The 14,409-nt window shown below is 35.8% G+C and carries 10 protein-coding genes; 6 read left to right on the top strand and 4 right to left on the bottom strand.

Annotation, left to right across the window (positions count from 1 at the left end; genetic code table 11):
* Positions 1 to 19 precede the first annotated feature (19 nt).
* The 3 genes from DEU39_RS23065 to DEU39_RS23055 all read right to left on the bottom strand — a co-directional run bounded on the left by DEU39_RS23065 (position 20) and on the right by DEU39_RS23055 (position 4,435).
* The gene (locus DEU39_RS23065; RefSeq protein WP_120233514.1) at positions 20 to 2,125 is read right to left on the bottom strand and encodes a S8 family peptidase; all 2,106 of its coding nucleotides are present in this window, start codon (positions 2,123 to 2,125) and stop codon (positions 20 to 22) included.
* 513 nt (positions 2,126 to 2,638) lie between these two features.
* Positions 2,639 to 3,649, bottom strand: a complete 1,011-nt coding sequence (gene pheS / locus DEU39_RS23060; RefSeq protein ID WP_120233513.1) for a phenylalanine--tRNA ligase subunit alpha — start codon at positions 3,647 to 3,649, stop codon at positions 2,639 to 2,641.
* Positions 3,650 to 3,775: 126 nt separating this feature from the next.
* Positions 3,776 to 4,435 (bottom strand): YceI family protein, encoded by a 660-nt coding sequence (locus tag DEU39_RS23055; protein ID WP_120233512.1) that lies wholly within the window; start codon positions 4,433 to 4,435, stop codon positions 3,776 to 3,778.
* A gap of 75 nt (positions 4,436 to 4,510) precedes the next feature.
* On the opposite strand from DEU39_RS23055, the gene DEU39_RS23050 reads away from it, so the two are divergent.
* The gene (locus tag DEU39_RS23050) at positions 4,511 to 5,446 is read left to right on the top strand and encodes a sulfate/molybdate ABC transporter ATP-binding protein (protein ID WP_120233511.1); all 936 of its coding nucleotides are present in this window, start codon (positions 4,511 to 4,513) and stop codon (positions 5,444 to 5,446) included.
* A 301-nt stretch (positions 5,447 to 5,747) separates the two neighbouring features.
* On the opposite strand, the gene DEU39_RS23045 is transcribed toward DEU39_RS23050, so the two are convergent.
* Positions 5,748 to 6,092 (bottom strand): zinc ribbon domain-containing protein YjdM, encoded by a 345-nt coding sequence (locus DEU39_RS23045; RefSeq protein ID WP_062675403.1) that lies wholly within the window; start codon positions 6,090 to 6,092, stop codon positions 5,748 to 5,750.
* Positions 6,093 to 6,678: 586 nt separating this feature from the next.
* On the opposite strand from DEU39_RS23045, the gene DEU39_RS23040 reads away from it, so the two are divergent.
* The 5 genes from DEU39_RS23040 to DEU39_RS23020 all read left to right on the top strand — a co-directional run bounded on the left by DEU39_RS23040 (position 6,679) and on the right by DEU39_RS23020 (position 14,405).
* The gene (locus tag DEU39_RS23040) at positions 6,679 to 7,884 is read left to right on the top strand and encodes an RsmB/NOP family class I SAM-dependent RNA methyltransferase (RefSeq protein WP_062675404.1); all 1,206 of its coding nucleotides are present in this window, start codon (positions 6,679 to 6,681) and stop codon (positions 7,882 to 7,884) included.
* A 187-nt stretch (positions 7,885 to 8,071) separates the two neighbouring features.
* On the top strand, positions 8,072 to 9,739 hold the full coding sequence (locus DEU39_RS23035; protein ID WP_120233510.1) for a GLPGLI family protein: 1,668 nt from the start codon (positions 8,072 to 8,074) through the stop codon (positions 9,737 to 9,739).
* Positions 9,740 to 10,059: 320 nt separating this feature from the next.
* Positions 10,060 to 11,727, top strand: coding sequence for an asparagine synthase B (gene asnB / locus DEU39_RS23030; protein ID WP_120233509.1), 1,668 nt, complete (start codon positions 10,060 to 10,062; stop codon positions 11,725 to 11,727).
* A gap of 294 nt (positions 11,728 to 12,021) precedes the next feature.
* Positions 12,022 to 12,864, top strand: coding sequence for a hypothetical protein (locus tag DEU39_RS23025; protein ID WP_065119676.1), 843 nt, complete (start codon positions 12,022 to 12,024; stop codon positions 12,862 to 12,864).
* 137 nt (positions 12,865 to 13,001) lie between these two features.
* Entirely contained in the window at positions 13,002 to 14,405 is a 1,404-nt protein-coding gene (locus DEU39_RS23020) for an MFS transporter (protein WP_062675408.1), read from the top strand.
* The last annotated feature ends 4 nt before the right edge of the window (positions 14,406 to 14,409 follow it).

Here is a 14,409-nt window from a genome sequence, read left to right as displayed (position 1 = left end):
ATTCTTGTTGTTAAAATGTTTATTGCTTAATTACTCTTTTTGAAATATTTCCCTTTTCTGTTTTTACTTCTACGATATAAATACCATTTGCGTATGATGACAGATCCAAATCCATTTCATGGCTATTTACTTTGCCATTTTGTAGTTTTTTTCCGGATAAATCATAAATAGCAAATTCTGAGCGAGCAGGAGCCTTAAGTATTTTCACACTTCCTTTAGTTAATGTAGGAGCGATGATGATATCACTTTTAATATTTACATCTTTTGTTCCTAACACGTTTTCACTAAATCCGCTTACGATAATAGAATAATTCTGCGGAGCAGCTCCCCCTGCATTATTAACCAGATTCCCCTTATTTGAAATTTCAACCCTATAATTTCTCCCGGCAACCGGATTATCCAGAACAACCTGCTCTACATTATCTACAGTATTATCTCCTTTTATAGCTGGAGTAAGTGGATTATCAGCATCCAATCTCCAAGGAAAATAAACTGTATTTGTTTCTGTATCAACAATCCTTACATCGAGGTCATTGACAAGTTTTGATGTTCTATTATTATGAATATCATTCCATGTTGCTGTAGAAAGATCAGGCACACTAGATTCAGGATCAACCCAGGATACAGTAACCTTTAAAGGTTTATTTCCTTCAGCTTTTACTATCTTACTGTTTACAACTCCACTATTAAGCGCTTCATCATCGAAGATAATTGTATTATTTGATTTCTCTACCAGAAGCTCAGCTCCTTTTTTGGCATCAATGTATCCCCATCCAAAAAGCGGATCTGGACCTACATTTCCAGCTTCTGAGGCCGAATGTATCATCAGGGTTTTTGCTGATGCTGCATTTAACTCTGCACCATTAAAAAGCTGCTTATTAATTTGTGTCCAAAGACCTATAATACCTGTTACAACAGGTGATGAATAAGATGTTCCACTTCCTTGATCATATTCAGTACTTCCCGTATCACTTGTAGATGCATGTACCACATCAGTTCCTGTTGCTGTAATATCAGGCTTTATCCCACCATCATCTCTCGGTCCTGCACTACTATAAACAGAATGTACTACATCTGAGCTGGCTGTATATCTTCCTCCGTTGGCAGAAATAATATCAGTTGCCCCTACAACAATAATATTTTTGGCTAAGGATCCTGTCCCTATGCAATCATAGCCTTCTGCACAATCATTTGGTGGAAGAGCTGCTCCGGAAGGAAATGCTACAGGATCACCAGTATCCGGGTCCACATAATAATTTCCCAAAGAACCATTTCCAGGACCTCCTCCAAATTCATTTCCTGCTGCTTTTACAATAATATAGGAAGGATTGTTATAAACAATTTCATCATAATTCTGATCTGAATCTAAATAAGTACCTTTTGCATTAGGAAACGGTGCCTCATGACTTCCTCTCCATATCCAAACCAAACCGCCATAAACCGCTTGCCACCCCAAATTTGATCCATAGGAATGATTTGAAATTTTAGGTTCTGCAATGAGTATTTTTTCCATTACAGAACTGGTATTTGTGTTACCTGGTAAAACTGTAGTTTGAAATGAATAATTTTCAAATGTTGAATTAGGTGCAATACCTTTATAATTAACATTTTTGGAAACACCATTCACTGTAATGGTAGCAGGATGATCTTTTGCTCCAATAAATCCAGTAACTCCTGTCGCATGAAAGTTATATGCTATACTATCTGCTTCTTTATTATCAATTCTATTGGGCATATTATTAAAAAGCTCATGGTTTTCATAAGCTTTCCCACCATCAAAAACAGTAAACTTGATGTTTTCTCCATTATAGGAGCCTGTCAAACCATTTACTGTTCCATTTTGAAGAAAATCGGAATTGGAATTTGTATTTTGGTCAACATCAGTTTCATGATAAAAATAAGGGATTCCATTAGGTAGAAAGCCAGATAATTTTGATTTTTGACCCCAAATTTTATTAGTAAGACTATCAGTCTTTTTATTTTTAGCCCTTTTTTTCAGGAGAGCTTCATATCTTTCTTGATTAATCCTATTTTGTTCTGCAAATTTTTGCTTTAGTTGAGCATTATTTTGTGCAGACAAAAAAGATATTGCCAATGTACCGACTAACAATAGAGTTTTTTTCATTTGATTTTTATTATAAATTATTCATAGTATCACTCCAATACTAATATTGCAATAATACTAACAATCAAACACTTAACACTATACTCAATAAACACAAAAAGGCTTAAAATACAACAAAAAAGCGCAGATATACCACATATGAAAAACTCTTATACTTTTTTCAAAAGTATTTCTTCAAACATTATATTTTTCATGAATAACAAAATATTCTGGTAACTCTTAGAAACAACCATATATAACTAAAGTTGAAACTCTTTAACTGCAAACGTTTGTATAAAAATTCAACTTTGTTGTAATATTTGTAGGGTTATAATTGTCTTTATAATAGAGGCAGACAAAGAACTGCAGTATGTCAATACTTCATTTGAGGTACCTAGCGGATTCGAACCGAAGTATGGGCATAAGAAACAGACACGTGTAAATTTTTCAATAAGATCAGTTTTTAATTACGTTTTGTTTCTTAGGTCAGTAATTAAAAACAAAAAACCTCCGGAGCTCCGGAGGTTTGATTTTTTATAGTGTTTTGAACTGTTCCAGTGTTCTGATATCATTTTCGAAGAACATTCTGATGTCACTCATCTGGTAAAGAAGCATGGTAATTCTTTCAATACCCATTCCGAATGCATATCCTGAATATTTCTCAGAATCGATATTCACATTTTTAAGTACGGCAGGGTCTACCATTCCGCAACCCATGATTTCCAACCATCCTGTTCCTTTCGTAATTCTGTAATCTGTTTCAGAGTTCAATCCCCAATACACATCAATTTCAGCACTTGGCTCTGTGAACGGGAAGAAAGAAGGTCTCATTCTGATTTTAGATTTTCCGAAAAGCTCAGTCGTAAAGAACTGAATCGTTTGCTTCAAATCTGCAAAGCTTACATTTTCGTCAATATATAATCCTTCAATCTGATGGAAAATACAGTGAGAACGTGAAGAGATTGCTTCATTTCTGAACACTCTTCCCGGAGATAAAATTCTGATAGGCGGCTGGTTTTCTTCCATATAACGGGTCTGTACGGAAGAAGTATGCGTTCTTAAAAGAATATCAGGATTCTGTTCAATGAAGAATGTATCCTGCATATCTCTTGCCGGGTGATATTCCGGAAGGTTAAGCGCGGTAAAGTTATGCCAGTCATCTTCAATCTCTGGTCCGTCTGCTACTGCAAAACCGATAGATTTGAAGATTTCAATAATTCTGTTTTTTACCAGGTTGATCGGATGTCTTGAACCCAATTCCAATGGAAAAGCAGGTCTTGTAAGATCTTCTTTTTCAACCACAACAGAAGATGCGGAAGCATTTTTCAAATCCTCCAGTTTTACAGCAACTGCCTGCTTCAAAGTGTTGATCTTCTGTCCGAATTCTTTCTTTTGATCGTTAGGAACTTCTTTAAATTTTTCAAAAAAATCATTCAGAACCCCTTTTTTACCATTATACTTGATTCGGAAGTTTTCAATCTCTTCCTTAGAGGTAGCAGTGAAGCCGTTTACTTCGACCAGTAGTTCTTCTATCTTTTCTATCATTATTTTACCCTTTCAAAATGTTTTGCAAAAATACGATTTTAAGTTGAATAATAAGTCCGTCAAAAAAAAATCTGCCTCTTTTTCGGGAGGCAGACTTCAATCACTTATTTCACTTAAATAAAAAAATTATTTCTTTTCTAAAGCTTTAACGCTGATCTGAAGAGTTACCTCGTCTTTAATCACACCGTTTTCAGCCGGAGCCTGGAACTTCACTCCAAACTCTTCTCTCTTGATATCTTTTGGCTCAGTAGCTACACTCACCTCTCCTGCTTTCACCGAAACATTAGCTTTAAACTGAACAGGTTTTGTAATTCCTTTAATGGTTAAATTACCATCCAAAAGAGTATTATAATCACCTTCTGCAGCAGGAGTTACCTTTGTAATTTCATAAGAAGCTGTCGGGAATTTTTCAACTTCAAAGAAATCTCCGCTTTTCAGGTGGCCATTTAATTTTCCTAAATCTTCGGGGTTGTCTTTCAGATCCACAGAAGTTAAAGAGTTCATATCAGCAACGAATTTTCCGCTTTCCAGTTTTCCGTCTTTCACCGTCACATCTCCACTTTCAAACCTGATTGTTCCAAAATGGCTTGTATTCTCAGATTTAAATACTTTGTATCCCTTCCATTCAACCTTACTGTTTAGCGTGTCCAAAGTGAACTGGCTACCTTCTTTAGTAGTCGTCACCTCATTACTTTCACTGGTAAGTGGTTTGTCTTTTTTACAAGAAACCATTACAGCAGCAATAAATAATGCAGGAATAGCTAACGAAAACAGTTTTTTTCTCATTTTTGATTTATTTTTATTAGTTCCGCTAATATAATAAAAAAAATTATGTTTTCATAAAAACCTTACATTTGTAATATGCTATTAGAAATAAACAATTTATTTTTCTCTCACAACAAAGAAAATCCCCTGTTTCAGAACCTTAACCTAAGGTTTGAAGAAAACAGAATTATAGCGCTGGCCGGTGAAAGCGGATGTGGAAAATCTACTCTTCTCAACCTGATTTATGGTCTTTTGGATTGGGAAAGCGGCGAGATTATTTTTAACGGAACAAAGCTTTTGGGACCGAAAGGAAATCTTGTTCCGGGAGAACCGGAAATGAAATTCGTAGCGCAGAATTTTGATCTTATGCCCTACGCTACAGTGGCTGAAAACGTAGGAAAATTTATTTCTAATATCAATTTAAAACAAAAAAAAGAAACTGTAACGGAGCTTCTTGAGGTGGTAGGGCTTCAAGAATTTGCGAACGTACTTCCAAAATACTTAAGCGGCGGACAACAGCAAAGAGTGGCTATTGCCAGAGCATTGTCTGTACTTCCCAAGCTTCTTATTTTAGATGAACCCTTCAGTAATCTTGATTTTCCGAGAAAAATTGAACTGAGGGAAAGACTTTTCAGATATGTAAAACAGCATGGCGTTTCTATGATTATTTCCACTCATGAACTTCAGGATATCATGCCATGGCTGGACCAGATTGTTATTCTGCAGGATGGAAGACTGATTCAGAATGACAGTCCGGAAGAAACCTACAGAAATCCTTACAACTCTTATGTTGCTAAGCTATTTGGGGAAGTGAATATTTTCAGGGAAGCAGAAGCTGAAGATTTCCAGCTTACCAAATTCTCTTATTATCCCAAAGAAATCAGAATTACAGAAACTGGTCTCGAAGCCGAAGTTCTTGAAAGCAGATTTGCAGGAAATTATTATTGGAATAAATTAAAGGCAAAAGGAAAGGAACTCATTGTGTATACGGACGAGAAAATTTCAGGAACCATAAATGTTTCGTTTATTTAAGCGAAAAGACTTAACAGAAAAAGAGAAACAGTCCATTCTCTATGAGCCCGTTTTAACTTTCAATATTCGCTGCATAACTCATACATTTACTTACACTTATCAATAAAAAAATACAAACATAAGAATCTGTATATGAAACTTTTTCTTACATTTGTATTTCTAAAGTATAAGGAAATTTTTGGTTAATTCTCTTTCTGCCTTCCAGACGGACATTAGCAATATTGCAATTAAGTCTGTTGAAAGATTACACTGTCCAATTTTTTCCTTTTCTTTATTTTCAGGGCATAGAAAAACGAAGTTCTTATGCTTTCTTTACAAATTCTGACTTAAGAGCCATTGCTCCAAAACCATCAATTTTACAGTCAATATTGTGATCACTTCCCGGTCTCAGACGGATATTTTTCACTTTAGTTCCGGCTTTTACCGGTTTTGGCGCTCCCTTTACAGGTAAATCTTTTATTACCACTACAGAATCACCATCCTGAAGTTCATTTCCGTTGGAATCCAGGATTTTTCCTTCATTTGCGGCTTCAGCAGCGGCTTCAGCCGGATCCCATTCGTAGAAACACTGGGAACATACCATCATATTATCGCTCGGGTATGTAAACTCAGAGCTGCATTTTGGACAAATTACTGTGTCACTCATATTTTTATTTTTTGCAAAGGTAGAACTTTTTAAAGGTTGAAGTCAATAGATAAAGCTCAGTATAGTAGATCATAAGCGCTTATTAATTTTACACACACAAGTGAATTAATGCAAATTAAATAAACTTGCCGCAAAGAAAATAAAGTATAGTAATGAACAGTGTATATTTTATCAGCAAATATTTTTCATTAAGCAAAAAACACTGGTTTATACGTCTTATAGTAAAAGGCTATCGTCAACAAATAAAAAATATAAATAATCGGAAAACCTTTACAAATTGAGCATTAAAATTTATTTCTACCCTGTAAAAATTAATAAACACACAGACCATTCACTACTGAATCTCAGATTGTCAATAGTCAATTTTTTTGCTTTGCAAAGTGAATCGGGAATGCACACCCTTCCATTAGAAAACTGATCTGTACAATATATAATTACTCAAACCTCTCAACCAGAAATCCGAAATTCACAATCGAAGCGAATTGATCATTCACAATTCACACCCCTTCATCAACTCTCCCACTCCAAATTCCAAACTCTCAATTAAAAGTCGTATTTTTGCAGATTCAAACAGCGAAGAAAATTTATGGAACTTATTCACAGAAACTTGGCAATCGGAATTCACGATGCCTTACAGGAGACATTTTTTGAAAAAAACAAATATGCCGATAAAGTTATTGAAAGACTTTTGAAAGCAAACAGAAAATGGGGAAGCCAGGACAGAGCCGTTGTTTCTGAAATTTTTTACAATATTATCCGTTGGAAAAAACGCCTTGAATACTACATGGGTGAAGGCGTGAAACCCAACAATATCTACAAACTGATCATTGCGTATCTACTCTGGAGTAAAACCAATTATAAAAAATTCGAAGAATTTGACGGAATCAAAATCGCCGATATTCTTACCAAACTTAAAAAGAACACTGTTCCTACAAAAGCAATAGAACACTCTATTCCTGAATGGCTTGCTGAAACTCTTGAAAAAGAACTGGGTGCCAGCTGGGAAAGAGAAATGATTGCTTTAAACGAACAGGCTCCTACGGTTTTAAGAGCCAATTCTTTAAGAACAACCACTAAAGAACTTATCTCTGATCTTTCAGATGAGGGTGTTGTTTCTTATCCTGTTAAAGGTTATCCTGACGCTGTTCAGCTGGAAGAAAAGAAAAATGTTTTCCTTACTACCGCTTTCAAAGAAGGATTATTTGAAGTTCAGGATGCTTCTTCTCAGAAAATCGGGTATTTTCTTGATGTAAAAGAAGGACAAAGAGTAGTAGATGCATGTGCTGGTGCTGGTGGAAAAACACTTCACCTGGCAGCATTAATGAAAAATAAAGGTCAGATTGTAGCATTAGATATCTTCGAATGGAAGCTTGCCGAGCTGAAGCGTCGTGCCAAGAGAGCCGGAGCCCACAATATTGAAACCCGTATGATCTCTGACAATAAAGTAATCAAACGTCTTCATGAAAAAGCTGATAGACTTCTGATTGATGCACCATGTTCAGGTCTTGGTGTTTTGAAAAGAAACCCGGACAGCAAGTGGAAAATTGATCAGGACTTTATTGACAGAATTAAAAAGGAACAACAACAAATTCTTCAGGACTATTCTAAAATGCTTAAAAAAGGAGGAAAAATGGTATACGCTACCTGTTCTATTCTTCCATCTGAAAACAATCTTCAGGTAGATGAGTTCATCAAAAACAATCCTGGATTCAAGATGATTAAAGATGAAAAAGTAATGCCTAGCGAAGGGTATGACGGATTCTATATGGCTTTGATTGAGAGAATTTCTTAATTTAAATCCAACAACAATACACTAAACTACTCTATTTTCTGGAGTAGTTTTTTTGTTTTAAAACCTTTCTGAAAAAATGTAACAATTTTTGTAACATTTCACCCCCATTGCCTACTAACTGTATAGATCAAAACCGGTTTGATGCTGTAGAAAGTTTAGAATACCTTTGCAGCAAACTCATTTATTTATGCATACAAGAATTGTTTTCAATTTTCTGGCTGTTTTCGCGTACTGTCTGTTTTCTGCACAGACCTATGAAATTCAGTACACTGGTTCTTATAACGGAAAGGTATCAACGGATCAGCCCTCTACCATCATTTGGGTCAATGAGAAAGAAAATTTTATTCTCAATAGTACGATCAAAGAACAAAAAAGCAGCTATCCTTATGAGATCACTAAGGTAGAAAAGCCATCTAACTCTATTGTTTCTTATGCATTTTTAAAACCAGGATCCATTATTTCAGCATCAGATACAGAGTCTGTTGGAAAACAGAATTTTGAACTCACCAATGAAACAAAAAAGATCTTAGGATACAACTGTAAAAAAGCGGTTACAAAAATCAATTCAAATACCATTGAAATCTGGTACACCAATGACTTAAAACTGAAAGGAGGTCCTTCTGTTTTAGGACAGAATTTAGGATTAGTTCTGGAAATAGAGAGAAATAAAAATTCTTTAACAACAGCCAGCTCAATCAAAAAAATAAAGAACACAAGGATTGAAAACATATTGAAAGGAAACATACAGACAACCGATCAGCTGGGATATAAAGATCTCCTTTGGAAAAGCAGATTTACCACACTGAATGTTTTTGAAAATGAAACCATCAATTTCTCTGATGCCTCAAAATCTGATGACCAGATCAAGAGATACGCTAACGGAACCATCATTCTGAAAAAAATAAAATTCCCCACTATTACAGAAGGAGAAAATATTTTTGTTGAACTGAAGCAGCAATCCAATGGGGATGCCTATGACAGAACCGGAACTGTATTTTTCATTCCACAGGATAAAGAAACGTCTTTTTTTGACGGTCTGGAAAAGGGAGTAAAAACACTTCCGCTTTACGAAAACGGAAATGGAAAACAATATTACGGAGTAACTGCTGCCGACAATTATAGCCCTGCCATTGAAATGATGAGATTCTTTACCGCTTTTGGTATCCAGAAATTCAATCATATTCAGCTTAAAGGAAAAGACTGGCAGACTATCAGCCCGTACCGACAGGATATCACAGAATTGAAACCTGCTTTATCAGGAAAAGAACTTTGGATAGGTACATTTATTGGCAATTATGATAAAGGAGGACATAAAGTAAGCCTTGATATTACGATTCATAAAAGTGATCAGACCGTAAATAAGAACAATACGGCTATTCCTTTGTTTAATACTTTAAATATTATGGAAATGGCAGGACAGGACTACTCTACCATGTTTAATCAGGACAAAGGTCTTCTTGTTGACTTCACGTTAGATAAAGACCTGAAAAATGCGCAACTTAGGTATACCACAACAGGACACGGCGGTTGGGAAAATGGTGATGAATTCGTTCCTAAAGCCAATTCTATATTGATGGATGGAAATCCTGTATTTTCATTTATCCCATGGAGAACAGATTGTGGCTCGTATCGTTTATACAATCCAGCCTCTGGAAATTTTCAGGACGGACTTTCATCCTCTGACCTCAGCAGATCAAACTGGTGCCCGGGAACCGTTACCAATCCTAATTTCATCCCTCTGGGATATTTGAAAGCAGGAAAACATACCATACAGATAAAAATTCCTCAAGGACCTACAGAAGGAACAAGTTTCAGTTCTTGGAATGTTTCAGGAACTTTACTGGGAGTACAATAAAAACAAAACCTTCTTGCATGAGAATTGCAAGAAGGTAAAAACACAAATGATGAAAAAAAATTATTTCGAGCCACAAAGTAAGGGGTAAAATTCATATAATTAATTACCATAGATTAATAAATATGTCATTTTTATTTCGTATAGAAACCACATCCATTTCGGCTCAACGAAAAAAATTAATCAAAAACATGTTAATTTCAAGAAATAGTTAAAAATTTTAACTTTAAAATATTAATTGATTAAAGATTTTCGTTTTTAAATATTTTTTATTGTTATTTATAAACATCCCTTCTACTTTTGTTCCATAAATAATAAAAATCATGTGTGGAATTGTATGTTTATTCGACGCCAAGCAAAAAACTGAAGTATTAAGACCTCAGGTATTGGAAATGTCAAAAAAAATCCGTCACAGAGGACCGGATTGGAGTGGAGTTTTTCAGGACGAGAAAGTAATTTTTTCTCATGAAAGACTTGCCATTGTAGATCCTACTTCTGGAAAACAGCCTCTATTTACTAAAGATGGAAAAGTAGTATTAGCGGTGAACGGTGAAATCTATAACCATAGAGAACTTAAAGAAGAATTTCAGGATTATGAGTTTCAGACTCAATCCGACTGCGAGGTGATCCTTGCTCTTTACAGAAAATACGGAAAAGATTTCGTAGAGAAACTTAACGGAATTTTTGCATTCGCTTTATACGATACCGAAAATGATATTTATCTTATCGCCCGAGATCATATGGGAATCTGTCCGCTTTATCAGGGTTGGGATAAAAGCGGAAACTACTATGTCGCTTCTGAATTAAAAGCTCTTGAAGGAATCTGCAAAAAAATAGAAACTTTCTTACCCGGCCATTTGATGTACAGTCCGGACGGAACAGAACTTCAGCAATGGTATACAAGAGACTGGGACAGCTTTGATCATGTAAAAGAAAATGAAACAGATATCTCAAAACTGAGAAAAGGTCTTGAAGATGCCGTTCACAGACAACTGATGAGTGATGTTCCTTATGGTGTACTTCTTTCCGGAGGACTGGATTCGTCTGTTATTTCAGCCATCACTGCGAAATTTGCCCGCCAGAGAATTGAAAGTGGCGATACTCAGGAAGCCTGGTATCCAAGACTCCACAGTTTCGCGGTAGGATTGGTTGGTTCTCCGGATCTTGCAGCTGCACAAAAGGCAGCAGAGCACATTGGATCTGTTCACCATGAGGTTAACTTTACTGTTCAGGAAGGACTGGATGCTGTACGTGACGTCATTTATCATCTTGAAACTTATGATGTAACCACCATCAGAGCATCCACACCGATGTATCTTTTGGCAAGAGTCATCAAATCCATGGGAATTAAAATGGTTCTTTCAGGAGAAGGTTCGGATGAATTGTTCGGAGGTTATTTATACTTCCATAAAGCTCCTAATGCAAAAGAATTCCACGATGAAACTGTGAGAAAATTAGGCAAACTTCACCTCTATGACTGTTTAAGAGCCAACAAAGCGTTGATGAGCTGGGGAATTGAAGGAAGAGTTCCTTTCCTTGACAAAGAATTCATGGATATTGCAATGACGATTAACCCTCAGGATAAAATGATCAGTACTGCTGAAGGAAAAATTGAAAAATGGGTATTGAGAAAAGCTTTTGAAGACCTTCTTCCAGATTCTATTGTCTGGAGACAGAAAGAACAGTTCTCGGATGGTGTGGGATATTCATGGATAGATACCTTAAAAGAGGTAGCTGAAAGAGAAGTGACAGACGAAATGATGACTAACGCAAGATTCAGATTCCCGCTAAACACACCTCAGAACAAAGAAGAATACCGATACCGAACTATTTTTGAAGAACATTTCCCGAGTGAAACTGCAGCTGCTACCGTTCCATCAGTTCCTTCTGTTGCATGCTCCACTCCTATTGCTCTGGAATGGGATGAAGCGTTCAAAAAAATGAATGATCCAAGTGGAAGAGCGGTGAAGGTACATGAAACTTCATATTAGGAAGGGATGATGAATAGTCAATCGTCAATTCGCTTCGCTTGTCAATTTGTTGCGGGATTCGGGTTACGGATTACAGCTTTATTATTCACTTGCAAAGCAAAAATTGACAGTTAATAATTCACTTGCAAAGCAAAATTCACTAATTACATGTATATTTTTCACATTCAAACCTATAACTCCTTCTGTTATAATTTATCAATCCTGTAGCAATACAGGATTTTTTCTTGAATTAACACTAACAATATGGCATAATTTAACTCACAATCCAAAATAATATCTAATAAATAATTATATTTGGAAAACGAAAATATCAATTATAAAAAAATGAGAAGAAACCTTACTGTTTTATTTGCCTTATTAGCCATAAGTTTTGCTTTTGGACAAGGAAAATATGGCAAATATCTGAATTCAAAGAAGCTTGCTTTGGCTTATAAGAGTGTGAAAGACCAGGATAAAGATGACTACTATCAACAATATTATTGGCTTGTAAAGGCAGAGCAACTGAAAACTTATCCTCACCTTAAAGACATTAAACCTGTTGTTTTATATGAATTTGTAAAATATGTAAACCCTCAGAACCCGACAAAAAAACTGGATGCAAGAGGTAAAGAGCTGAGAGCAACTGCAGAATTATCATTAAATCAATATTTTAAAAATAAAAAATTCGAGAACAATTCTGTTTTAATGTATAACCTTGAAACGTATGTAGATCCTTCAAAAGGTCAATATTATACTAAAGTAGATCCCGAAAAAATCAAGGAACTTGTACCTAAGGAATTATTTGCTTTCAACTCATTCAATAGAAATATAGGAGAAGAAAAGACATATTATCTTTGGATTGACAAGAAAAAAGATGATCTTAATATTGTAGATATCATCCCTAGCGAAAAAGAAGACAAAGCTTTCTACACAAGATTGAAACAATATCTTCCAAGCTATAAATTCTCAAAATATGTTCCTTCTGTAAAAAAAGGAAACAAATCTGATAAAACAGACATTGAATATTATTATATCATGCCTTTTGAGCAGAATACCGATAACATCGAATATAAAACAAAGGATTTCAAAACTTTCACCTTAAGCCAGTACAGAAAAGCCGGTGATGAATGGAAAGGAGTAGAAAAACCTAGAAAATAAATCAAAAAGTCCTGTGAAATTTCACAGGACTTTTTTAATTTTATATGGATTTCTTTATCTAAGAATCAAAACGCTTAGAGTAAGCGGTTCTTCAAATAAATAAGTCTGGGAGTTTTTCACAACCCAGCCGATACAAAATGACAGAAGCAAATACACAACAGACCTCCGTAAAAAAAATACTTCCCTTAATTCTGGCCACTGCTATTTTCATGCAAATGCTGGATTCCACGATTCTGAATACTTCACTGCCTGCTATTGCAAAAGATCTGAATGAGTCTCCGCTCAATATGCAGAACGCTATCATCAGTTATGTTCTAACCCTTGCTGTTTTTATGCCCGCCAGCGGATTTCTTGCCGACCGGTTTGGAACAAAAAAAATATTTATATTTTCTCTGGTATTATTCAGTCTGGGTTCTTTGTTCTGTTCCATGTCTCAAAATCTCACTCATTTAGTAATTTCAAGAGTTATCCAGGGAGTTGGAGGAAGCTTGATGACGCCTGTTGGAAAGTTGGCACTCATTAAAACATTTGATAAAAACGAACTGCTCAAAGCCATGAACTTTGCCATCATTCCTGCTCTTATCGGACCTGTATTGGGACCATTGGTCGGAGGTTATATGGTAGATTACCTCTCATGGCACTGGATATTTCTGATCAATATTCCGATTGGAGTTCTGGGAATTCTTTTAGGATTAAGATTTATGCCCAATTACAAATCTGATGATGTTGATTTTGATTTAAAGGGCTTCTTGATTTTTGCAGCAGCCTCTCTCCTGCTTTCTGTTTCCCTGGAACTTTTCGGGGACATCCAGAATATCACCCCTGTTTTGCTTGTATTTATAATGGGCTTCCTGTTCCTGTATTATTATTATAAGCATGCTAAAAGAGGAGGAAATCCTATCTTCCCGTTAAACCTTTTTCAGGTGAGAACATTCCGGGTAGGCATTGTGGGAAATCTTGCCACCAGATTAGGAATCAGCTCTGTTCCGCTATTGCTGCCACTGATGATCCAGATTGCCTATAAACAGTCTGCAGTCACTTCGGGCTGGATCATTGCTCCTATGGCTTTGACGGCTATCTTCGGAAAATCATATGTTATTAAAATTTTAGATAAATATGGCTACCGCCAGACTTTGATGATTAATACATTCATCATCGGAACGCTGATATGCCTGCTTGCCATACCTGATATACACACATCTTTGTACTGGTTTGTTCCGATCATCGCAATATTAGGTTTTTTCAACTCTATTCAGTTCACTTCCATGAATACTATTTCTATTGCCGATCTTCGTAACTTTCAGACCAGCAGCGGAAACTCTTTACTCTCAGTCAATCAACAGCTGGCGATAGGCTTCGGAATTGCCTTCGGACTGATTGTTTTAAAGTTATTTGAAAATACAGATCTTATTAATGGTGAAATCCATAATGCCTTCCGACTTACATTTCTTACGGTGGGAATACTAACGATTTTATCTGGATTCGTGTTCAGGAGGCTGCATATTTCGGATGGAAAGAATATGAAGTCCAAGGAAGATTAAACAT

Origin of the sequence: Chryseobacterium sp. AG363, from assembly GCF_003610675.1 — a bacterium.
GTDB classification, from domain to species: Bacteria; Bacteroidota; Bacteroidia; order Flavobacteriales; family Weeksellaceae; genus Chryseobacterium; species Chryseobacterium cucumeris.
This window is presented reverse-complemented; position numbering and strand designations above follow the sequence as displayed.